15 protein-coding genes and 3 pseudogenes are annotated in these 22687 nt (G+C 46.3%); 6 read left to right on the top strand and 12 right to left on the bottom strand.

Annotation, left to right across the window (positions count from 1 at the left end; genetic code table 11):
* The first annotated feature begins 500 nt into the window (after positions 1-500).
* Together DW121_RS09820 and DW121_RS09825 are read left to right on the top strand one after the other, a co-directional pair.
* Positions 501-2303 carry a reverse transcriptase domain-containing protein gene (locus DW121_RS09820; protein WP_117589787.1) on the top strand — a complete coding sequence of 601 codons (1803 nt, stop codon included), beginning with the start codon at positions 501-503 and terminating at the stop codon, positions 2301-2303.
* A 115-nt stretch (positions 2304-2418) separates the two neighbouring features.
* A pseudogene (locus DW121_RS09825) lies at positions 2419-5055 on the top strand (helicase-related protein); the annotation flags it as partial.
* 773 nt (positions 5056-5828) lie between these two features.
* Here the strand turns inward: DW121_RS09825 and DW121_RS09830 are convergent.
* The 5 genes and pseudogenes from DW121_RS09830 to DW121_RS09850 all read right to left on the bottom strand — a co-directional run bounded on the left by DW121_RS09830 (position 5829) and on the right by DW121_RS09850 (position 10819).
* Entirely contained in the window at positions 5829-7151 is a 1323-nt protein-coding gene (locus DW121_RS09830) for a sigma-54-dependent transcriptional regulator (RefSeq protein WP_005775887.1), read from the bottom strand.
* Positions 7144-8505 (bottom strand): annotated as a pseudogene (locus tag DW121_RS09835) (hybrid sensor histidine kinase/response regulator); the annotation flags it as partial. The gene DW121_RS09830 and the pseudogene DW121_RS09835, both read right to left, overlap by 8 nt.
* Positions 8506-9381 (bottom strand): radical SAM mobile pair protein B, encoded by an 876-nt coding sequence (locus tag DW121_RS09840; RefSeq protein WP_004329298.1) that lies wholly within the window; start codon positions 9379-9381, stop codon positions 8506-8508.
* Complete coding sequence (locus tag DW121_RS09845) at positions 9378-10046, bottom strand: radical SAM mobile pair protein A (RefSeq protein WP_004329299.1); 669 nt, start codon at positions 10044-10046, stop codon at positions 9378-9380. The genes DW121_RS09840 and DW121_RS09845 overlap by 4 nt, the downstream gene beginning before the upstream one ends.
* On the bottom strand, positions 10043-10819 hold the full coding sequence (locus tag DW121_RS09850; protein ID WP_004329300.1) for an MBL fold metallo-hydrolase: 777 nt from the start codon (positions 10817-10819) through the stop codon (positions 10043-10045). Before DW121_RS09850 ends, DW121_RS09845 begins: the two co-directional genes overlap by 4 nt.
* Positions 10820-10949: 130 nt before the next feature.
* On the opposite strand from DW121_RS09850, the gene DW121_RS09855 reads away from it, so the two are divergent.
* Complete coding sequence (locus DW121_RS09855; protein ID WP_004329302.1) at positions 10950-11849, top strand: helix-turn-helix domain-containing protein; 900 nt, start codon at positions 10950-10952, stop codon at positions 11847-11849.
* A gap of 47 nt (positions 11850-11896) precedes the next feature.
* On the opposite strand, the gene DW121_RS15725 is transcribed toward DW121_RS09855, so the two are convergent.
* Positions 11897-12046 carry a hypothetical protein gene (locus tag DW121_RS15725; protein WP_004329303.1) on the bottom strand — a complete coding sequence of 50 codons (150 nt, stop codon included), beginning with the start codon at positions 12044-12046 and terminating at the stop codon, positions 11897-11899.
* Positions 12047-12108: 62 nt separating this feature from the next.
* Here DW121_RS15725 and DW121_RS09860 point away from each other — a divergent pair, with 62 nt between their 5' ends.
* The gene (locus tag DW121_RS09860) at positions 12109-12768 is read left to right on the top strand and encodes a helix-turn-helix domain-containing protein (protein ID WP_118323671.1); all 660 of its coding nucleotides are present in this window, start codon (positions 12109-12111) and stop codon (positions 12766-12768) included.
* 21 nt (positions 12769-12789) lie between these two features.
* Here the strand turns inward: DW121_RS09860 and DW121_RS09865 are convergent, their stop codons facing one another.
* The 6 genes from DW121_RS09865 to DW121_RS09890 all read right to left on the bottom strand — a co-directional run bounded on the left by DW121_RS09865 (position 12790) and on the right by DW121_RS09890 (position 18564).
* Positions 12790-13737: a relaxase/mobilization nuclease domain-containing protein gene (locus DW121_RS09865; protein ID WP_007560543.1), complete on the bottom strand. Its 948-nt coding sequence runs from the start codon at positions 13735-13737 to the stop codon at positions 12790-12792.
* Positions 13734-14099 carry a MobC family plasmid mobilization relaxosome protein gene (locus tag DW121_RS09870; protein ID WP_004329306.1) on the bottom strand — a complete coding sequence of 122 codons (366 nt, stop codon included), beginning with the start codon at positions 14097-14099 and terminating at the stop codon, positions 13734-13736. The genes DW121_RS09865 and DW121_RS09870 overlap by 4 nt, the downstream gene beginning before the upstream one ends.
* Before the next feature lie 176 nt (positions 14100-14275).
* Positions 14276-15214 carry a toprim domain-containing protein gene (locus DW121_RS09875; protein ID WP_005775883.1) on the bottom strand — a complete coding sequence of 313 codons (939 nt, stop codon included), beginning with the start codon at positions 15212-15214 and terminating at the stop codon, positions 14276-14278.
* 257 nt (positions 15215-15471) lie between these two features.
* Positions 15472-16677, bottom strand: coding sequence for a primase-helicase family protein (locus tag DW121_RS09880; protein ID WP_004328112.1), 1206 nt, complete (start codon positions 16675-16677; stop codon positions 15472-15474).
* A 277-nt stretch (positions 16678-16954) separates the two neighbouring features.
* The gene (locus DW121_RS09885) at positions 16955-17344 is read right to left on the bottom strand and encodes a hypothetical protein (protein ID WP_004328110.1); all 390 of its coding nucleotides are present in this window, start codon (positions 17342-17344) and stop codon (positions 16955-16957) included.
* Positions 17341-18564 carry a site-specific integrase gene (locus DW121_RS09890; protein WP_005775881.1) on the bottom strand — a complete coding sequence of 408 codons (1224 nt, stop codon included), beginning with the start codon at positions 18562-18564 and terminating at the stop codon, positions 17341-17343. Before DW121_RS09890 ends, DW121_RS09885 begins: the two co-directional genes overlap by 4 nt.
* Positions 18565-18971: 407 nt before the next feature.
* Between DW121_RS09890 and tet(Q) the strand changes: the two genes are divergently transcribed.
* Both tet(Q) and DW121_RS09900 read left to right on the top strand, forming a co-directional pair.
* On the top strand, positions 18972-20897 hold the full coding sequence (gene tet(Q) / locus DW121_RS09895; RefSeq protein ID WP_004291466.1) for a tetracycline resistance ribosomal protection protein Tet(Q): 1926 nt from the start codon (positions 18972-18974) through the stop codon (positions 20895-20897).
* Positions 20897-22663 (top strand): annotated as a pseudogene (locus DW121_RS09900) (hybrid sensor histidine kinase/response regulator); the annotation flags it as partial. The gene tet(Q) and the pseudogene DW121_RS09900, both read left to right, overlap by 1 nt.
* Between the last annotated feature and the right edge of the window lie 24 nt (positions 22664-22687).

Consider the following 22687-nt stretch of genomic DNA (forward strand, 5'->3'; position numbering starts at 1 on the left):
CCGGTCATTAGCCAACTTATCCACTTAGCCGAAAGGCGGTGGGGAGTGTCGCATGTTGGAAACGGCATAAGTCAGCTAACTATCATGCTGCTACTGAATGTCTAAATGAAATGATAGATATGAGGATGAAGACTATACTGTTTGAACGACAGTCCGAGTTGTTAGTTGGTAAACCCCGACGGAAGATAGTTACAAACGTCGGGCTGCAATACTTCTACTTTCCTACCTCAAGTACGAGAGCCGAAAACCGATTGCAGAACAGCCGCAATAAGCGGAAAAGGACGAAAATCGCATCCGACAATCTATTGAGCTATGTTACTATATGTCTAAATGGGGATTGTCTAAGTAGGAATGCCGAAAGGCTATGGGGTTTGCCCTCTGAATATCCTATATGACAACAGAGTCTCCGTAGTAGTCCGAGCAAGGGAAAGCCTTGTACATGGCGAAGGGAGACAGTGAGTTATTATTTAATATGTTTAACGAATGATGTGTGAGACATTATGAGAGATTCAGCAAATGTATTAAACAGTCTGGCTGGGCACAGCCAAGACCCTAATTACAAGTTTGAACGGCTTTACCGACTGCTGTTCAATGAAAATCTGTACGCACTTGCCTATCAAAAGTTGTCGCAGAATGCGGGCAACTATACGAAAGGCACAGACGGGCAGACCATAGACGGAATGAGCATAAAGCACATTCACTCTATCATTGGACAGTTGAAAGACGAAAGTTACCGTCCGTGCCCTGCACGGAGAATTTACATTCCCAAAAAGAATGGCAAGCAACGTCCTTTAGGCATACCAGCCTTTAAGGACAAACTTGTACAGGAAGTTGTAAGGATGATTCTTGAATCCATCTACGAAGGTCATTTTGAAGACTGCTCGCATGGATTCAGACCACACCGTGGCTGTCATACGGCTATGGCTTCCTTACAAAAGGGAGGTACGGGAGCACGTTGGTTCATCGAGGGAGACATCAAGGGTTTCTTTGACAACATCAACCATGATGTTTTAATCGGAATCCTTGCTGAAAGAATCAATGACGAGCGTTTCCTGCGACTGATACGTAAATTCCTCAAAGCAGGCTACATGGAACAATGGGAGTACAAAAATTCCTATATCGGAACACCGCAGGGAGGCATAATAAGTCCGATTTTGGCGAATATTTATCTTGACAAACTCGATAAATTTATGCGGAACTACATAAACGTCTTCAATAAAGGTAAAGCACGTGTACGCAACCCCGAATATAAAAGGGTTGCAAATCGTAAGGACAAACGTGTAAAGAAACTGAAGAATGAAACAGACGAGCAGAAGAAAGAAGCATTGCGCAAGGAGATAGCCATTCTCCACCGTGAGATGCAACAACTTCCTGCAACTCTTGACATGGACGAAAACTTCAAACGCATGAGGTATGTACGCTATGCCGATGATTTTCTGATTTGCGTAATCGGAAGTAAAGAGGACTGTGTAAAAGCAAAGGGGGACATTAAGACCTTTCTGCAAGATACGTTGAAACTCGAACTTTCGGATGAAAAGACGTTAATCACCAACTCACACGACGCAGCCAAATTTCTCGGCTTTGATGTTACAGTCCGCAGTACGGACAAGACGAGAAAGGATTTCAGAGGAATCCCCATACGCTCACTTGACCATAAAGTGGTTCTTCTCCTGCCTTATGAGGTTATGAGAAAGAAACTGCTTGACTATAATGCGATGCGCATAATAATCAAGAATGGCAAGGAAGCATGGGAATCGACCTCACGCCCGTATCTCCGTAGTAATGATGACCTTGAAATACTCAACCGATACAATTCGGAAATTCGGGGAATCTATAACTACTACTGTATTGCAAACAATGTCAACATTCTCAATAGTTTCTATTACTACATGAAAGAGAGTATGTATAAAACATTATCATCCAAGTATGAATCAACCGTAAGGAAAATAATCCGTAAATATTGCCGGAATAAAGTCTTTACAGTAAGGTATGAAAACAACAAGGGCGAAATGTTGGAACGTACTATTTATCATGGAGGGTTCAAGCAGAGAAAAGACGCGCGTATTGACAATGCGCATATCATGCCCAGTTATCGCGGGACTGAAAGTACCAGCCTTATGGCTCGGTTGAAAGCCCGTGAATGTGAATATTGCGGAGCGGAGGACAACCTTAGAATGGTGCATGTCCGCAAGCTAAAAGACCTGAAAGGCAAACAGGAGTGGGAACGCTTCATGATTGCCAGACAGAGAAAAACAATAGCAGTATGTGAAAATTGTTATCGTAAGATTCATGAAAAGAAATAGACTGAAAATAACCATGGAGAGCCGTATACATGGAGACGTGTACGTACGGTTCGGTGGCGAGCGTTTAGAAACCTACCGTCCGAAAGGACGGCAAGGCGCTTTGCGCTTAGCCTGTGGAACCGGTAAGACGCTGATAATGTGCATCGCCGCGCATGAGATGAAGCGTCTGAATTTGGCACACAAGCCGATGATTATCGGGCTGAAAGCCAACGTTGCGGAGATTGCAGCCACCTATCAGGCGGCATATCCCAACGCACGTATTCTGTACGCTTCGGAGAAGGACTTTTCGACCGCCAACCGTGTGCGCTTCTTCAATAATATAAAGAACAACGACTACGATTGCGTCATCATGTCGCACGACCAGTTCGGCAAGATACCGCAGTCGCCGGAATTGCAGCAGCGCATCCTGCAAGCAGAGCTTGACACGGTGGAGGAAAACCTCGAAGTGCTACGGCAGCAGGGAAAGAACGTGTCGCGGGCGATGCTGAAAGGATTGGAGAAGCGCAAGCACAACCTTGAAGCGAAGCTGGAGAAGGTGGAACACGCCATAAAGTCACGCACGGACGACGTGGTGGATTTCAAGCAGATGGGCATCGACCACATCTTCATAGATGAGAGCCACCAGTTCAAGAATCTGACTTTCAACACGCGCCACGACCGTGTGGCGGGATTGGGAAACAGCGAGGGAAGCCAGAAGGCACTTAACATGCTCTTTGCCATACGCACCATACAGGAGCGCACAGGAAAAGACTTGGGTGCGACCTTCCTCTCCGGCACGACTATCAGCAACTCACTGACTGAATTGTACCTGCTGTTCAAGTACCTGCGCCCGAAGGAGCTGGAACGGCAGGACATAAGGTGTTTCGACGCTTGGGCGGCGATATTTGCCAAGAAGACGACGGATTTTGAATTTAACGTGACGAACAATGTGGTCCAGAAGGAGCGTTTCCGCTACTTCATCAAAGTGCCGGAGCTTGCCGCCTTCTATAATGAAATCACGGACTACCGCACGGCGGAGGATGTGGGCGTTGACCGTCCTGCCAAGAACGAGATACTGCACCATATACCGCCCACGCCGGAACAGGAGGACTTCATACAGAAACTGATGCAGTTCGCCAAGACGGGCGATGCCACCTTGTTGGGCAGGCTGCCGCTTTCGGAAACGGAAGAAAAGGCGAAGATGCTCATCGCCACGGACTATGCCCGGAAAATGGCACTCGACATGCGCATGATAGACCCGAATTACGAAGATCATCCCGACAACAAAGCGAGTCACTGTGCCAAGATGATCGCGGAGTATTATCAAAAATACGACGCCCAGAAAGGCACGCAGTTCGTTTTCTCTGATTTGGGGACATACCAGCCGGGCGACGGGTGGAACGTCTATTCGGAAATCAAGCGCAAACTGACGGAGGACTACGGTATACCGCCAAGCGAGGTGCGCTTCATTCAGGAGTGCAAGACCGACAAGGCGCGGAAGGCGGTGATAGACGCCATGAACGCCGGGACGGTGCGTGTGCTGTTCGGCTCTACCTCTATGCTCGGAACGGGTGTGAACGCCCAGAAACGGTGTGTGGCTATCCATCATCTCGATACGCCGTGGCGACCGTCCGACTTGCAACAGCGTGACGGACGCGGAGTTAGGGCAGGTAATGAGATTGCCAAACATTTCGCCGGGAACAACGTGGATGTAATCATCTACGCGGTGGAGAAGTCACTGGACAGCTACAAGTTCAACCTCCTGCACTGCAAGCAGACTTTCATAAGCCAGCTCAAAAGCGGTGCGATGGGTGCGCGTACCATCGACGAGGGGGCAATGGACGAAAAATCGGGCATGAATTTCTCGGAATACATGGCGTTGCTCTCCGGCAATACCGACCTGTTGGACAAGGCGAAACTGGAAAAGCGGATCGCATCGCTCGAAGGGGAACGCAAGTCGTTCAACAAGGGCAAGCGTGATTCGGAGTTCAAGCTGGAGTCAAAGACCGGCGAGTTGCGCAACAACACGGCTTTCATAGATGCCATGACGGAGGACTGGAACCGCTTCCTGTCGGTGGTGCAGACCGACAAGGAGGGCAACCGCCTTAATATAATAAAGGTGGACGGAGTGGATTCCGCCGATGAGAAGGTCATCGGAAAGCGTTTGCAGGAGATAGCCAAGAATGCCACGACCGGAGGGTTGTACACGCAGGTCGGTGAACTTTACGGTTTTCCGATAAAGGTGGTGAGCGAAAGGATACTCAAAGAGGGATTGGAGTTCACCGACAACCGCTTCGTGGTCGAGGGGAACTACAAGTACACCTACAACAACGGGCATCTGGCGATGGCTGACCCGTTGGCCGCCGCCCGCAACTTCCTCAACGCGATGGAGAGGATACCCTCCATCATCGACCAGTACAAGGCGAAGAACGAGGTGCTGGAGATGGAGATACCGCAGTTACAGGAGATAGCGGGTAAGGTGTGGAAGAAGGAGGACGAGCTGAAGCAGTTGAAGTCCGAACTTGCCGCCCTTGACCGAAAAATTCAGCTGGAGCTTGCGCCACCCACGCCCGAAGTCGCAGAAAAGGAGAATGAAGGGCAACAGCTCAAGCCGGAAGCGGAAGATGTGAGGAACAGGCAGGCGCAATATCCCGAAAATGCACCGCCGCAGATACGCAGTCCGGCGGATAGTATCGTTGCCAACCATGTCATAATCGGGCGTCCGGGACTGTATGCCAAGGAGGAAACCCGGTCCAAAGGATTGAAAATATAACCTAAGGAATTTTATCTGAAGTATTAATAAGGGCTATCCCAAAAGGTCTAAAAGTAAATTTTATCCTTTCTGCAAGTATCTATAGGATGGCAACTGCATTTTTTTCTTTTTGGGCAGCCCTTATTAAAATTTATTCTTATTTTAGGTTATATACATTCATGTCCATTTATGTAAAAAATTCCTGCTGACCTTGTTTATGTCTTGTCAGTCACCATTTGCAAAACCATATTTGACCCTCAAAGAGGCTGAATTTGATAAGTAACTTGCTACATACTCATAATAAGGAGCTAAATAGAACACGAATGGGAAATACACAAATGCTAAACTAAAGAAGATATTGGCCAAAATAAACGCTATACCGAGAGAGAAACTTGATTTTTCAACTTCCTAAAACGGTGTTGTTCAAACATTTCTACTTATTTGTACTTGCCAGTTGAACCTACGCTTCCCTAATAAAATGTCTATGGTAAAAAGTTAAAAAATCCTCCCACTTTTGTTAGATATATTTTTTTTCGTAATTCTGGAAGATTTTTATAACCACTTTATTAGCAAGCAGTTCTGAGGATAAGGTAAAAATGAGGTAATGATTTGGCAACCCTGTCTATTTCTACGTTCTGCTGTGAGTTGCTGTCAATGTCTCTCGTCTTGGTACAAAAGTAGCAATAAAAATCGGATACACATCAAAATGTCCCATGATTTTTATCACAGGACGTTTTTTATCTTCGCTGAATAATCCGGTTTGACCGTTACTTCTATTTTCGGCAAGTTGCGGGCTATGATTGCTGAAATTTATACTTTAATCCATACTCTTCCAACTTGCTATACAGCGTTGTACGTCCGATTCCGAGCAATTCGGCGGCAACCTTGCGGTTTCCGTTTGCCTGCTTCAACGCGCGTAAGATGCGTTCCTTGTCCTCCGCATCGTTTCGCAAGGCGAAGCTGACAGGTGAGGTCGGTTTCGTTACGGCAAGTTCCAGATGCTCTTTCATGACAACTCCCGTCTGTGCCTGCAACACCGCGCCCATTATCTTCTGCCGAAGCTCACGGACATTACCCGGCCACGGATGGGTCAGCAATGTCTTACGGGCTTCCGCATCGAACCCAGTCACGCTACATTCCAATTCATTGTTGGCAATCTCACGGAAGAACTCCGCCAACGGCATGATGTCCTCCTGACAGTCACGCAAGGGCGGAACAGTTATCTCGAAGTCGTGCAAACGGTACAGCAAATCCTGTCGGAAACGTTTTTCAATGACCGCTTTCTCCAGATCCTCGTTGGTGGCGGCGATGATGCGGACATTGAAGCTCTTGTCCGTCTTGTCACCTATAGGGCGGTATCTCCGTTCCTGTATGGCACGGAGTAACATCTGCTGGGTTTCCAATGCGAGATTGCCTACCTCATCCAAGAACAATGTGCCACCCTCTGCCTCATTGAAGTATCCTTTCTTTGTGCTGTCCGCACCCGTAAACGCGCCTTTGACATGTCCGAAGAATGCCGAGGGCGCAAGGTCTTTGGAGAGTGAACCGCAGTCCACAGGCACAAACGGTTTCCCTGCCCTTTTGCTCTTATCATGCAGATGGTGGGCGATATGCTCCTTGCCCGTGCCGTTCTCTCCGAATATCAGCACGCTCATATCAGTAGGGGCAACTAATCTTATCTGTTGCATGATTTTCTGAAAGGCGGAACTGTCACGGGCAAAAACGGGCATACGATTTCGTCCGATACTCCGTTCTTTCAGGATGGTATGAAGCAGAGGCATAAGTTTATCCTCCACAAGCTGCTTGGGGATATAGTCCAGCGAGCCGAGTTTCATACTTTCGACTGCCGTATGCACTTCGGCATAGTTGGTCATGATGATTAACGGTTGTGTCATGCCTTCCTTGCGCATCCATCGTAATAGGTCGATGCCGTCACCGTCGGGTAGTCGTAGGTCAGAAACCACGATGTCCCCGTCTGAGGCTTGTTGCAGAAGTTTCTTCGCGGTCGAGAGGTGGTAAGCCTGCACGGTACGGAATCCTTCCCGTGCCAGCAGGTTGCAGACAAACTCGCAATACACGATATTGTCCTCCACCACGATGATTCTTGTTTTATCCATTTTCGTATTTTTCCTTTCTTCTTTTGCCTGCCGGATAATTTCAGCACCTTTATCCAGCACAGCCGGTCACCGCTTTGCATATCGCTTCGTCATCTGGAGTGGCACTTCCATGAAGTTGGGCGTAAAGTTCCCTCAATGGCTGGTCGGCACGGAGAATCTGCCATGAACTTCGCAGATGGTGTGTAAGTGTGTCCAGTTCTTGGAGGTCTTTACGCTGTTCTGCATCCTTGACCGCCTGCATTTCCTTTTCGGTTTCCGCTATCAGTTTGTCCAGCATGACGGATTCATTGCCATAAGATAGCAGAGTGAAAAAATCCGGCTTTTCATCCAATATGCTGCTTAATGCGCATTTATCCGTAATCTCCATCAGTTCGGATATGGAGAACGGCTTGAACAGGCATCCGGCAAATCCACGCCCTATAAGTTCCTCCTTGCTGCAACTGCCCGAAGCGGTTGTCACGACTATGGGAATACTCTTCGAGTTGCCTACATTGGATGAGCGCAACAGTTCCAGCAGTTCAAAACCGCTTATCTCAGGCATATTCAGATCCGTCAGAAGCAGGCTGTATTCCTTTTTTCGTATCAGCTCCATCAGTACCGAAACATTGGTACAGGTATCGCAGTGCATCCCTTCATGGGCATACATTTCTTTCAACATAAGGAGAAGTACCTCGTCATTGTCGATGGCAATCACATCATGGCAGATATGATTATGGCGCATTTGCGCTTGAATTGTCTGTTCCGGCAGTTCCTCGGCTGTCTGCATGGGAATTTCCACCGTGAAGCGGCTCCCTTTGCCTTTCTCGCTTTCCAAGCGTATAGTTCCACCGAGCATCGCCACAATACGCTGCACGATGGACAATCCTAATCCGAAGCCGTCTTTTGCGGCGGCATTTGAAAGACGTTCAAATGCACCGAATACTCGTTGTTGCTCATCTTCGGTCATGCCCGTACCGGTATCTTCAACGATAAGTTTCAGCAAACCGTTATCATAATCCGCTGCCAATGATACACTACCGTTATCCGTGAACTTGATGGCGTTTGACAACAAGTTGTTGCCGATTTGCAGGATACGTTCCCTGTCGGTCAAAACCACCGCATCGGTGTGGCTCTCCACTATCAAAGTCAGACCCTTGTTCATGGCAATGGGCATGAACTCCGTTTCAAGAATATGCGTGATTGCGGAAATCCTGCAAGGGGAAAGGTTGGGTTGCTCCTTGCCGTTGTCCAGACGGAAGAAATCCAGCAGCGTGTTGAGCATCTCCCGCATACGCTCGGAAGATTGCCGGATATTATCCACATACATGGTGCTTTTATCCGCGCTACAACTTTTCTGCATCAGTCCGGCATAGCCTCATTTTGTCAATCGTATTTTTTCGTGGTAGAAGTAGTTTACGATGACAGGTTTGCCTTTTTCCGAGCGTCCGTATGGCAGATCGTTTATACGATACGGGAAGCCCTGCTCCTTGGCGTAATTTGAAATGTCCTGCTCCAATGCCTGCCAGTATTCAAGCCTTTTTTTATTGTAAATTTCCTCGTAAAGCGGTATGAGGTCAGGATACTTCTCACGGATATACGTCATTATCCCGCCTTTGAACTGCCCGCGTAAATTCAGGTTTTCAAGCCAGATTAAATCAGCATAATCTTTTACCTCCTCTATTATTGCCTTCACGTCTGTTATTCTGGGGAATATGGGCGAGACGAAGCATACGGTGCGGATACCTGCCTCGTATGTCTGACGCATCGCTTTCAGACGGCGTTCAATGCTTACGGCGTTGTCCATATCTGCGCAGAACTGCTCGTCGAGCGTATTGACAGACCATGACACAGTCACTTTGGGAAAACTCTTCAACAGGTCGAGATCGCGAAGGACAAGATCGGACTTTGTGCATATCATAATCTCGGCATCGCTTCCTCGCAGCTCTTCGAGCAGCCTTCGGGTACGGTGGAATTCTTCTTCATACGGATTGTAACCGTCCGTCACAGACCCTATTACAACACGTTCACCGTCGTATTTATGAGGATTCGTTATCGGCTTCCAGTTTTTTACATCTAAAAACGTACCCCACGGCTCGGTGTGCCCGGTGAACCGTTTCATGAACGATGCGTAGCAATACCTGCAGGCGTGGGGACACCCTACATAAGGGTTGACCGAATATCCTCCCACCGGCAGAGAGGATTTGGTCATTACACTCTTTACATCTATTTCCTTTATTGTATCCATATTCATTGTATTCGTCTGGTAAATTGTTCCGGCAATTCCTGAATCATTCTTTCGTCGCCCATAATCGGCAGCAAATCCTCTTTCATGAACACCGGTATGCCATGAGCCTTTGCCTGTTCTGCAATGCTAAGCACCCATTCGGGGCGCGAATATGACTTTCCTTTTCGGTTTCCGGTCTCTGTGCCTATGACAATCCAGTCAATTCCCTCGAAATCAATCTCGCCGATATCATCGAAGAGAGGTTCAAACGTGACATGGTAGTGTCGTGCTTTGATATTCTTTTTCAAATCATCAATCCTCCTTTTCTCGGAACTGCGCGTGACGGTCACGCCCATCCATACGTTCTCGTCGTCAGAGGAGAAACTGATTTTGTCAGGGCGCTTCGTCAGAAAGATATAGGCGTGCTGGGGATTGCTGCTGATCCGCTCGAAAATTTCTGCGTTCCATTCAGGCTTCCAATCGGAGAAATCGCTCATTCCTGTCATGAGCCACACATGAGGACGGGACGTATCGATGATGCGCAGTTTTCGTTCCATGTATTCAGGCACGGAAAAGTCGTCGGTAATGTGGAAACGGCGGCAGTTGTTACGGGCATAGCAGTAAGGGCATCCTATAGTGCACCCTACCACTATGTTCATGTTTTTTATCAGGGATTTAATGCAGACACTCATAACACAACTGTTTCTCCGTCCTCCGGGATAATCAGCCGGCTCATGTCGGCTTCGTGATGCGTTGCCTCATTGCGCAGAATTGCACGGGTGGTCTGGCAATGGTCGATGGCATCCATGTGTACGGCTATCAGCTTGATATGCGAAGGCAATTCGTCAAGTATCTGCATCACTTCGTTCTCGTCGGGGATGATAGGACCGTCCGTTTTGGAAAATTCGGGAAAGATTGCACCTCCGGAGTTTACCACGATATAGTCAGGATTGAACCGTTCCACGGTATCTCGGATACATGCTTCCCATCGGCAGTCACCCATTATATAAACGGTCGGGAAGCCCTCGGCTTTTAGCACATAACCTGATACAGGTCCCATCATCTGCCCGATCTGCCCGAAACCATGATGTCCGGTCGTGCGGTAAATGGATATGCCGTCTATTGTTTTTATTTCTTCGATGGGTATCACATTTGTAAATCCGTCGTTTCTGATGGCGTCCGCGTCCTGGGGCTGAACGTAGAAAGGAATTTCTTTGGGCAAATGTGTGGGGACACTCGGCTCGTAATGGTCGATGTGATTGTGGGTCAGGAGCACCATGTCCACGCCTCCGATAATATCCTGAATAGGAATGGTGAGGTGTACCCTCGGTGTTTTATTCACACCGAGGGCCGATATCAAAGTGCCTTTGTCGGCTAAAACGGGGTCAATTAGCATGGTGTGTCCCGCATACCTGATTTTCAAGGTGGCATTGCGCACCAATTGTACTGTGGATGTCTTTTTCATGACTATATGTCTTGTTATTGATTACGGGTGCAAAGTTCGGAAGAATCCGGCGAAACATCTATGCCTGAAAAAACGGTAATTATGCCATTTTGATAAATGAAATTATTATCTTTGCAAAAACGACAAGGATATGGACGAGATAATCAACCCTGATCGACTGGTCAGCGTACCGTTCAACAAGACACGCTGCGGCGTGGATTTTTACATCAATACTGCCATAAACAAGGACATCGGACTTGTGCTGACAGAAAACAAGCGGTTTAAGACAGACTTCTTCAGCTTCTACTTTTTCCGTAAGGCAAACGGATATTTGCTACTGAACTTCCGCAAGATTGAACTGCGCGACGGCATGGTTCTCCTGCTTTCACCCCATCAGCAACAAGAGTGGCATGTAGATGAGACGGCGTTGGATTACACGTTCCTTATATTCCGCGAAGATTTCATGCGTACTTTTATCGCCGACAAGTTCTTCGTTTTTCGCCTTTTGTATTGTTACCAGACAGATACGCCGCCTTACATCAATGCCACACATGACGAAATGAAGGAATATATGCGGCTGCTCGGAAAGATTAAGTATGAGCTGATGAATCCAGTGTCCGATACGTACAATATCATTGTTTCCTTACTATATTATCTTTTGCTGATTATCAATCGTACATACGCTGCCGCCTATTGCTTGCCCGCTGAAATTGCTAAAAACAATTTCGCTTTTCGGTTCAAGGACTTGTTGGAACAGAATATCCGCACCCACCAGCGGGTGCAGGAATATGCAGACATGCTTCATGTCAGTCGCATCACACTCAATAACTCAGTAAAAGCCCAATTCGGAGTATCAGCTACCCATTTGATAAAACAACGTCTGCTTGAGGAACTGAAGAACGAATTGCTATTCTCCAACCGCACTGTCAGTGAAATGGCGGATGATTTCAATTTCTCTGATCCGAGCCATCTCATGCGCTTCTTCAAACAGCAAACAGGCAAAACATTTACTCAGTACATGACGGATTACAATAAAGGCATATACGAATAACTTCTTAATATAGTCGATAGCGGCTATCGAAATATGGTTGTTGATGTTCAGGCGTTTTTGTACTGCATGAACCATTTTACGATTTCTGGATCTTCGTGCGAGCCGAGTAAGAAAGGCTTGTCGGTATCCAGCGTCTTTATCCGTGCCATGTCGTCGGCCGACAGGGTGAAGTCTAATATGTCGAGATTCTGCTTCATGCGTTCCGGTTTCACAGACTTAGGAATAATTATGCACACTGATATTTATCGCGCCCGGACAGGTGTTCGGTGCGGAAGATAACGGCATGCAGTTCCAACCAGATGGCTACCTGCTTATGTTCCATCCCGACCTGCTGCGGAATACACCTCTCGGGCGGATAATGCGTGAATATTCGTTCTTTTCCTACGAGACAAACGAGGCATTGCACCTTAGTGTGGAAGAACGGCAAATCATCATGGATTGCTTCCACAAGATTCAATATGAATTGAACCATCCGATACACCGTCACAGCAAGAACCTCATCACAGACAGCATCAAGACGTTCCTTGATTACTGCACACGTTTCTATGACCGCCAGTTCATCACACGCGACAACCAAAACCGAGACATCCTCGCAAGATTTGAGCGGTTGCTTGACGAATACTTCCATGATGGGGCTGCTAAACGGATAGGCTTGCCCACTGTACAGTATTGTGCAGACAAGCTCTGCCTCTCGCCCAACTATTTCAGTGATTTATTGAAAAAAGAAACAGGTTCAACCGCCCTGCATTTCATTCATGACAAGTCTATTGAAATAGCCAAGACGGAACTTGCATCTACAGACGACACCGTTAATGAAATCGCCTATAATCTCGGTTTTCAGTACCCGCAACATTTTACCCGACTGTTCAAGAAAGAGGTAGGTTACACTCCGAATGAATATAGAGCGCAAGTGTCGTGAGAATTGGATTAGTACAGAATATTAGAACCCAACACCTCTCTTGCGCTTAACTTTCTTCCTTCTGCGAAGTATATCCACCATTTCCTGATTGGCTTCCGCATCAGCAGCGTTATAAGATGAGCCACTGCTTTTTAGCAATCCCCAAGAGCCGTTGAACAACTCGCTTTGTGCCGTGCCGGACGGTGCGCTTGGTGTAGCCGTTTCATATATTCCGGCTGTTATTCCCATACGTTCCCTGCATCTGTTGTGCTGCAAAGCCGCGTCAATCTTGGAATAACTGAAACGCCTGTCCACTTTGGAGCCGTTGAAATGGTAGCCATTCATGGAGAATACAACACCCTGCACCTCGCTGGTCTGCCCCTTATGCTTGAAATGTACTTCCACTCCCTGCCGTTTCAGGTTGGCGATAAGCACGTTCCAGTTGCCGCATCTGCCGACTTCCATTTTGATGATGTCGTAAAGCGCATATTTCGTCCTGTCTGGCTCTTTCAGGCGGTTGCGTTTGACATTGTCCTTTCCGCCAGCCATATGCAAGCCGTATTTCAAGGTCAATTCCTTGCAGATGCGGGTACTGCGCAGACGCTCGTGCCTGTCCGATATGGTATTGCCGTTGTTGTCTATGCGGTTGAAAGCAATATGCACGTGCGGATGCTCCTTGTCGAAATGCTGGGCGATGAAGAACTGCGTATTCTTGATTCCCATCCGTTCCATATATTCAAGCGCGATGCCTGCCATGATACGGTTCGTCAGCCGTAACTCATCCTCTTTGGAAAAACTCAACGCGATATGTCCGACAGGTTTTGTCACCTTATCGTTCATCCGTGACTGGGCATTGAAACTCATGGCGATAGTTTCCAGATTTTCCATAAACAAGCCTTCGCTTGCTACTATCTGCGTATCCTTCTTCTTGTCGATGATGTAATCCACCACACCCTTGAAGTCGCTTCCTTTTACGATTTTCGCCATCATATCCCTATCTTGGTTATAAGTTCATGAATCCTTGCCACTGCCACCTTGCAGTCCCACCGTTCATCGTGGAAGCCTCCGGCGTTTGCCTTACGCGCAAGCTGGTTGAGATTGTTAGCCATGCCGCAGAGTTGGCGGATGTATCCGGCATGTTCCTCCGACAGCCGTTCTTTCACATGACCGTTACGGAAACATTCCCTCATGTACTCGCTTGGTGATACGCCCGCCTCATGCGATCGTGTCAGCAGGCGGAAGTAGTCGGCTGCCGTCATTTTCACTGCGATACGGTATTTCAGTTTCTCGGTTGCTTCCTTCTTGGGGCGACCTCCCTTGTTGCGTTCCTTGTGTTCCTTTGTCTGTTCCATATTTTATTCCTTTTAATTCGGTTACTGATTCAACTGTATAGACCGACGGGATGCCACCTCCTGCAATTTGGATGGTGGGTGGCAAGCGGTTTCGGTACACCCGAAACACAAACTTGCTACCTCCCAATCCTTAAGGAATGAGTTTCGGGCATCTCCCGTTTTTCTCATTCGGGATGTCATAATCCCAACCCTTTCTTCTTGGGTTTTACGATAGTTCTTGGCGGTGGACTAACGGCTAATTTCTGCCGGATTCCACGCAGGTAATCGTTCAGGTCTTTATGCCCTTTGTAGTTGTCGGAGAAGTCGCGGATGCGTCCGGCGAACTTCCTTTCCAATTCCCGATACGCCTTTCTTCCCGCCTCGTCATTGTCGAGCATGCAGTGGATACGTCCATACCCGTGCAGCACATCTATAGCTTTGGAAACATTGGCGGTCGAATTGAGGATGACGTAATCCTGCCTGTCAAGGTCGGGCAAGTTCGAGCAGTTCCTCTTCCGCAACGTGAGGAATGAAAGATAGTCCATCATGCCCTCGAATACAAGGCATTTCTCTCTCGCTTCTCCCTGTTGCCGAATATGGCTGATGTCTTTGGGTGCGACACAGCCTTTGAAAAAACGGTTACGCACTTCAAATCCTCCCGCCACATTCGGAAAACCGATGGCGAAATAGGGCTTGCCGTTATGGGTGAAGTGGAGCTCTTTACATTGCGCCTTTGCCAAAGCGATGTTTATGCCCCGTTCCTGCAAGTATCGGAGCAATGCCGGATGGGTGAGTTCGCCCACCTCCAAATGTTGGAAACTCGGTTCGGATGCCTGCTGGCGAAAAGAGAAAGATATGGGACGGATGTGTGGTGCCTGTTCCGCTATCTTGCCAAGCAGATAAGGCACATGGTCGGATGCGTACAGTACCCCTGCAAGTGCGATGATGTTACCACCTCTTCCCAGTCCATAATCGAACCACAGGTTGCGGTCGGTGTTCACCTTGAACGAGGCTTCCGTTTCCTGACGGAACGGGGATTTATACCACAGGCAGTTTCCCTGTTGCTTTACGGGCGAATAACCCAAACTTTGCAGATAGTCCGCAATTTTGATTTGTTTTGCTTCTTGGATGTTCATGATATAATTTCTATGGATTTGATGATGACTGTAAAAACGTTGATTTGATGAATGAGATATGTATTGTCCTATACGTTAATGCTTTATATTCTCAACATCTTCTCAACAAACCACTCACAAATAGAGAATCCAACAAACTGATGCTGTTTCCCTCTCAACTTTTCTTTTCGATTGTTGAGAATTTGTTGAGAGTGTATGCTGTTTATTATCAGTATGGTTATATCATTATTCATCAATTCAACAAAAAAAGAATAGTATTACAGGGATTCAAGTTGTTCCCTTGTGACGGTGTAGAAACGACCGACTCTTTTTATCGGCTCATATCGGCACTCCCGATTGTAATTGAATTGGTAAGTGGTATATGTAAGCCCGTTAGAGGCAGGAGTAAGTTTCCAACATTCCTGCAATACCTTTCTGACTTGGTGCTTCTCCACCTTTACCTGCGAATGTACCAGCAAAAGAAGAATGTCGTTGTGGCAGAACGAGAATGTGTCCGTGCCGACACTTTCCATAATGTCAAGGATAAGTTCGCACATCTCTATCTCCAATCGGTTGCGGTTGCTGCGGATAATCTTCTGCAAGGCTTCGGTATGCAGCAAAGAGGGCGCAAACCACATACGGCTTTCCTTTTCGGTGGAAAGTTGTCTGTATTGCAGGTAATACAGAAAGGCAGGTATCTCAGCTTTCAGCTTTTGCAGGAAGTCTGTGTCATCGGATTGCAGACGGTCTATCTTGCGCACCCAATAGCGTGTTTCACCTGCATCAATGATAACAGGCAGATACTCGTTGTTGGAGCATAGCACGAACTTGGCAAAGAACGCTATCTCGTCACGGTCTTTGCCTTTGGCTTCCACCTTGTAGGAAAGTGTGGTGCTGAGGTTCTTCAACCGCTCGCTGTCCTCCCTGCGGTTGAGCAATACCTCGTCCACCACGATGAGCAGTTTTCCTGCCCAGTCGGAATTGAACTGGCTGCGGAAGTCCTCGTTGGTATTGAAAGTGACATTGTTTTGAAACACAGCTTTCAGGAAGTTCAGGAATGTACTCTTGCCCGTGTTGCGTTCTTCTGATACCAACAGCAGGATAGGCAGTTTCTGCACGGGTTGCAGGTAGAGCAATTGAAGATAGTCCATGCCCAATTCATACTGTTCACCGAAGATATGGCGCACCAATGACCGGATACAGGGAAACTCGCCTTGTTGCGGACGGTGTCCTATCGGCTCGTAGAGGTTCAGGAACTTGTCCACCACGGGACGGTAGTCCACATGGTCGGGGACGGTGCAGAAGCCGTCGTACTTCGGCACGGTGGCGAGATAGTCCTTGCCGTAGTCCTGCCGCAGTGTTTCGTTGTTCCACACGATGCGCTTCTTCACATAGCCTCCGTTCAGACGGGGCTGGTTCACTAACTTGTAGAGGGTAGTACCCACACGGATAAACTCCTCATTTTCAAAGTTGCCTTGTTTCATTAGCACTTCATTTTTTTGTTTAATCAGTGCAAAACTCGGCAATTAGCGCAGAACGGATTAACAACTCACGCATACCTCACGTAAGATTTTCTTGGATTTGGCTTTATGACATACAACAAAAGCCCGAAGAAATGCCATTCTAATGGATTTTTCTTCGGGTTTGTCGTAATCGTACGTATGAATGGCAATACACCTATTCACATACTCGTATAAATACATTGTTGGCAATGGGAATACGCATAGGTCTCACTACTTCATGTCGTCATATCATTAGAACTTATGCCTGATAATTAGACATATCCCAACCATTTATACCCAGCGAAAAGAAGATATTTGTTTTCTCTTTTCGCAAGTACAGCCTTTTAAATATGGCATTGCGCACCTGTTCCGCACCGAAGCTGTCAATGCGGAAAGCAAGTGCGACTATCATCGGAAAGCTGAACACATCGGCATGATACCCGTTCTCCTGCCGAACATACTTCTGTACCTCGTATTCTTTTAATGCTCCACTGTTATAGATGTTTCTGATGGCAGAACGAAGTGTCGGAGCAATTACTCCGAACAGTTCCACCAATTCCGGCTCGCTCATCCAAATGTTTGAGACATTCTCCGGCATGATGATATTGCCGGATTCATTCACTGTTATGCTGTTTCTTCTCATACTCATGACATCGTTATTCCGTTAAACGTCTTACTCAGTTTGTCGCCGAACATGGTCAGGTCGTTGTCGAGCTTCTGCGTGGTTATCTTTGCGTAGAGTTGGGTCGTGACTATATTCGTATGTCCCAACACACGGCTTACGCTTTCAATGGGCATCCCCTTGCTCAAAGCTAATGTTGCGAAGCCATGACGACTGCAATGAAATGATATTGACTTGGTTATGCCACATTCCCTTATCATCCGTTTCAACGGTTTGCAGATAGACCAATAGTTCAAGCCGGGGAATATACGATTGTCTTTCTGCATCGGTCGGTAGCGTTCGACTATCTGCAAGGGTATATCCAGCAGCTTCACTTGGAAGGCGACTTTTGTCTTGTGGCGTTTGGACAATATCCACTTCTCGCCGTTCACCTCCACGATGTTGTCATTCGTCAGTTCCTGAATGTCCACGAATGACAAGGCGGTGAAACTGGCAAAGATGAAAATGTCACGGATGTATGCGAGCTTGCTGTCTGCAAACTCATGTGTCATGACCGCTTTCAGTTCATCCTCCGTCAGATATTCCCGTTCTTTCACATTGGGGCTGATATGAAACTGGATGAAAGGATTGCGCGGTATCAACCCGTTATAATGCGCTTTCATGACCACGCCTTTCAGCCACATACAGTTTGCCCATATCGAACCGTTCCGCAATCCGGCTTCAGTCGAGAGGTATGCGGCGAACTCCTTGATGAAATCGGGAGTAAGTTCCAACATGGACATATCGCTGCGTCTGTAAAACGACTTGATAAAGGCGGCTACATGGTTTCTTGCCCGTACACGTGCCCGATAGGTAGCCATTACCCTGTCTTTGCCTACCCGTTTCTTGAACACTTCGTTCTCACGGTCGAATGCTTTTAGCAGCGTCTCATACTCGCTGCCGATTCCCTGATAGGCGTTGCGCACCATCTCAGCCGTAACAAATGCCTCGCGGTCTGAAATGCGCTGGTAATGTTTGATGATTTGCGCCTTGATGTTGTCAAGGGCAAGGTTGATGTCTCGTGCCTCGCGGCTCTTGCCTTTCGCCTTGTTTCCTTTCACGTCCCAAAGCGTTTTCGGGATGTTCTGCTTACAACTGAACTGCGCCACAGTCCCGTTGATTGTCACTCGTCCCATGATGGGGACAATACCGTTTTTCTCCTTGCTGCCGTTCACGTAGAACAGAACCTTGAATGTGCTTCTTGCCATACTCGTTTTTTGTTTGCAAAGTTATTACTCAACGAGTTAGACCTTGATATGCCAACCTGTGCCACAAGCTGCCAAATACAACACGGTGTGTTAAAAATCACCATTCGGCGGGTAATGATTTGGAGACCGTTCTTCTTCATAAATCCGCTTTCCTTTACGTTACCTCGATTTTTCGCCTGTCCTCATTTGTCTTCGCAAACGCCTTATTGACAGGCATTACGAAGACATTTGTCCCTTTTTATTCGTCTTTTCCAGAGATTTTGTGTAATTTTGTAATCGTTATGCGGCAGTAATAATATACATATTAATACGAGTTAGTAATCCTGTAGTTCTCATATGCTACGAGGAGGTATTAAAAGGTGCGTTTCGACAATGCATCTACTGTAGTATATTATTGCTTAATCCAAATGAATATTATAAATTTAGGAATTCTTGCTCACATTGATGCAGGAAAAACTTCCGTAACCGAGAATCTGCTGTTTGCCAGTGGAGCAACGGAAAAGTGCGGCCGTGTGGATAATGGTGACACCATAACGGACTCTATGGATATAGAGAAACGTAGAGGAATTACTGTCCGGGCTTCTACGACATCTATTATCTGGAATGGAGTGAAATGCAATATCATTGACACTCCGGGACACATGGATTTTATTGCGGAAGTGGAGCGGACATTCAAAATGCTTGATGGAGCAGTCCTCATCTTATCCGCAAAGGAAGGCATACAAGCGCAGACAAAGTTGCTGTTCAGTACTTTACAAAAGCTGCAAATCCCGACAATTATATTTATCAATAAGATTGACCGTGCCGGTGTGAATTTGGAGCGTTTGTATATGGATATAAAAACAAATCTGTCGCAAGATGTCCTGTTTATGCAAACTGTTGTCGATGGATCGGTTTATCCGGTTTGCTCCCAAACATATATAAAGGAAGAATACAAAGAATTTGTATGCAACCATGACGACGATATATTAGAACGATATTTGGCGGATAGCGAAATTTCACCGGCTGATTATTGGAATACGATAATCGCTCTTGTGGCAAAAGCCAAAGTCTATCCGGTGCTACATGGATCAGCAATGTTCAATATCGGTATCAATGAGTTGTTGGACGCCATTTCTTCTTTTATACTTCCTCCGGCATCAGTCTCAAACAGACTTTCAGCTTATCTCTATAAGATAGAGCATGACCCCAAAGGGCATAAAAGAAGTTTTCTTAAAATAATTGACGGAAGTCTGAGACTTCGAGACGTTGTAAGAATCAACGATTCGGAAAAATTCATCAAGATTAAAAATCTAAAGACTATTTATCAGGGCAGAGAGATAAATGTTGATGAAGTGGGTGCCAATGATATCGCGATTGTAGAAGATATAGAAGATTTTCGAATCGGAGATTATTTAGGTGCTAAACCTTGTTTGATTCAAGGATTATCTCATCAGCATCCCGCTCTCAAATCCTCCGTCCGGCCAAATAAGCCCGAAGAGAGAAGCAAGGTGATATCCGCTCTGAATACATTGTGGATTGAAGACCCGTCTTTGTCCTTTTCCATAAACTCATATAGTGATGAATTGGAAATCTCGTTATATGGTTTGACCCAAAAGGAAATCATACAGACATTGCTGGAAGAACGATTTTCCGTAAAGGTCCATTTTGATGAGATCAAGACTATCTACAAAGAACGACCTATAAAAAAGGTCAATAAGATTATTCAGATCGAAGTACCACCCAACCCTTACTGGGCCACAATAGGGCTGACTCTTGAACCCTTACCGTTAGGGGCAGGGTTGCAAATCGAAAGTGACATCTCCTATGGTTATCTGAACCATTCTTTTCAAAATGCCGTTTTTGAAGGGATTCGTATGTCTTGCCAATCTGGTTTACATGGATGGGAAGTGACAGATCTGAAAGTAACTTTTACTCAAGCCGAGTATTATAGCCCGGTAAGTACACCTGCTGATTTCAGACAGCTGACCCCTTATGTCTTCAGGCTGGCTTTGCAACAGTCAGGTGTGGACATTCTCGAACCGATGCTCTGTTTTGAGTTGCAGATACCCCAAGTAGCGAGTTCCAAAGCTATTACAGATTTGCAAAAACTGATGTCTGAGATTGAAGACATCAGTTGTAATAATGAGTGGTGTCATATTAAAGGGAAAGTTCCATTAAATACAAGTAAAGACTATGCCTCAGAAGTAAGTTCGTACACTAAGGGCTTAGGCATTTTTATGGTTAAGCCATGTGGGTATCAAATAACAAAAGACGGTTATTCTGATAATATCCGCATGAACGAAAAAGATAAACTTTTATTCATGTTCCAAAAATCAATGTCATTAAAATAATGGAGCGGTCAGGAAATTTCTATAAGGCAATACGGTTGGGATATATACTTATCTCCATTCTTATCGGATGTATGGCATATAATAGCCTCTATGAATGGCAGGAGATAGAAGCATTAGAACTTGGCAATAAAAAAATAGACGAGCTCCGAAAAGAAATAAACAATATCAATATTCAAATGATAAAATTTTCTCTATTGGGTGAAACAATACTGGAATGGAACGATAAAGATATCGAGCATTACCATGCACGGCGTATGGCAATGGACAGTATGCTCTGCCGTTTCAAGGCCACCTATCCAGCAGAGCGCATCGATAGTGTGCGCAGTCTTTTAGAGGATAAGGAACGACAGATGTTCCAGATAGTCCGGTTAATGGATGAACAACAATCTATTAACAAGAAGATAGCCAATCAAATTCCGGTTATTGTACAGAAAAGTGTGCAGGAACAGTCCAAAAAGCCAAAACGAAAAGGTTTCTTAGGCATATTCGGCAAAAAAAAGGAAGTAACTCCAGCAGTATCAACCACTATCCTTCATTCGGTCAATAGAAACGTAATCAGCGAACAGAAAGTGCAGGATCGCCAATTGTCGGAACAAGCCGACAGCCTTGCAGCTCGTAATGCAGAACTTAACAGACAACTGCAAGAATTGATTTGCCAAATAGAAGAAAAGGTACAAACCGAACTGCAAAGCCGGGAAAACGAAATAGTTGCCATGCGTGAAAAGTCATTTATGCAAGTAGGCGGTTTAATGGGATTCGTTCTTCTATTGTTGTTAATTTCCTACATCATCATACATCGTGATGCAAAAAGCATTAAACAATACAAGCACAAGACAACTGATTTGATAAGGCAACTGGAACAATCCGTACAACGGAACGAGGCACTGATAACGTCAAGGAAGAAGGCGGTACATACTATCACCCATGAACTGCGCACACCGCTGACAGCAATAACAGGCTATGCCGGACTGATACGGAAAGAACAGTGTGAGGATAAGTCCGGGCAGTATATCCAAAACATACTGCAATCCTCCGACCGTATGCGGGATATGCTTAACACTTTGCTTGACTTCTTCCGCCTGGACAACGGCAAGGAACAGCCCCGTCTGTCACCCTGCCGGATTTCAGCAATCACGCACACACTTGAAACGGAGTTCATGCCTGTTGCCGTGAACAAAGGGCTGTCCTTGTCCGTGAAGACTGGACACGATGCCATTGTATTGACCGACAAAGAGCGAATAATACAAATCGGGAATAACCTGCTGTCAAACGCTGTCAAGTTCACAGAAGAAGGCGGTGTTTCTTTGATTACTGAATATGATAATGGAGTTCTGACACTGGTCGTTGAAGATACAGGTACAGGCATGACAGAAGAGGAACAGAAACAAGCGTTCGGTGCGTTTGAACGTCTATCAAATGCCGCCGCAAAGGAGGGTTTCGGGCTTGGGCTTGCCATAATGCGTAATATTGTGTCGATGCTTGGCGGAACAATCCGTTTAGACAGCAAGAAAGGGAAAGGCAGTCGTTTCACAGTTGAAATTTCTATGCAGGAAGCTGAAGAACAGCTTGGATATACAAGCAATACACCTGTTTATCATAACAATAAATTCCATGATGTTGTCGCCATTGACAATGATGAGGTATTACTTCTGATGCTGAAAGAGATGTATTCCCAAGAAGGAATACACTGCGACACTTGCACCGATGCTGCGGCACTGATGGAAATGATACGCCAGAACCATTCATTTCTACAAACCAAAATTCACGGTAAAGAGCATACGCCTGACAAT

This window comes from Bacteroides sp. AM10-21B (assembly GCF_003472565.1).
In the GTDB taxonomy this organism is placed as follows: domain Bacteria; phylum Bacteroidota; class Bacteroidia; order Bacteroidales; family Bacteroidaceae; genus Bacteroides; species Bacteroides propionicigenes.

Coding starts and splice junctions, on each gene's coding strand:
- DW121_RS09820 (WP_117589787.1), top strand. CDS start 501: ATGAGAGATTCAGCAAATGTATTAAACAGTCTGGCTGGGCACAGCCAA.
- DW121_RS09830 (WP_005775887.1), bottom strand. CDS start 7,151: ATGGATAAAACAAGAATCATCGTGGTGGAGGACAATATCGTGTATTGC.
- DW121_RS09840 (WP_004329298.1), bottom strand. CDS start 9,381: ATGAATATGGATACAATAAAGGAAATAGATGTAAAGAGTGTAATGACC.
- DW121_RS09845 (WP_004329299.1), bottom strand. CDS start 10,046: ATGAGTGTCTGCATTAAATCCCTGATAAAAAACATGAACATAGTGGTA.
- DW121_RS09850 (WP_004329300.1), bottom strand. CDS start 10,819: ATGAAAAAGACATCCACAGTACAATTGGTGCGCAATGCCACCTTGAAA.
- DW121_RS09855 (WP_004329302.1), top strand. CDS start 10,950: ATGGACGAGATAATCAACCCTGATCGACTGGTCAGCGTACCGTTCAAC.
- DW121_RS15725 (WP_004329303.1), bottom strand. CDS start 12,046: ATGAAGCAGAATCTCGACATATTAGACTTCACCCTGTCGGCCGACGAC.
- DW121_RS09865 (WP_007560543.1), bottom strand. CDS start 13,737: ATGATGGCGAAAATCGTAAAAGGAAGCGACTTCAAGGGTGTGGTGGAT.
- DW121_RS09870 (WP_004329306.1), bottom strand. CDS start 14,099: ATGGAACAGACAAAGGAACACAAGGAACGCAACAAGGGAGGTCGCCCC.
- DW121_RS09875 (WP_005775883.1), bottom strand. CDS start 15,214: ATGAACATCCAAGAAGCAAAACAAATCAAAATTGCGGACTATCTGCAA.
- DW121_RS09880 (WP_004328112.1), bottom strand. CDS start 16,677: ATGAAACAAGGCAACTTTGAAAATGAGGAGTTTATCCGTGTGGGTACT.
- DW121_RS09885 (WP_004328110.1), bottom strand. CDS start 17,344: ATGAGTATGAGAAGAAACAGCATAACAGTGAATGAATCCGGCAATATC.
- DW121_RS09890 (WP_005775881.1), bottom strand. CDS start 18,564: ATGGCAAGAAGCACATTCAAGGTTCTGTTCTACGTGAACGGCAGCAAG.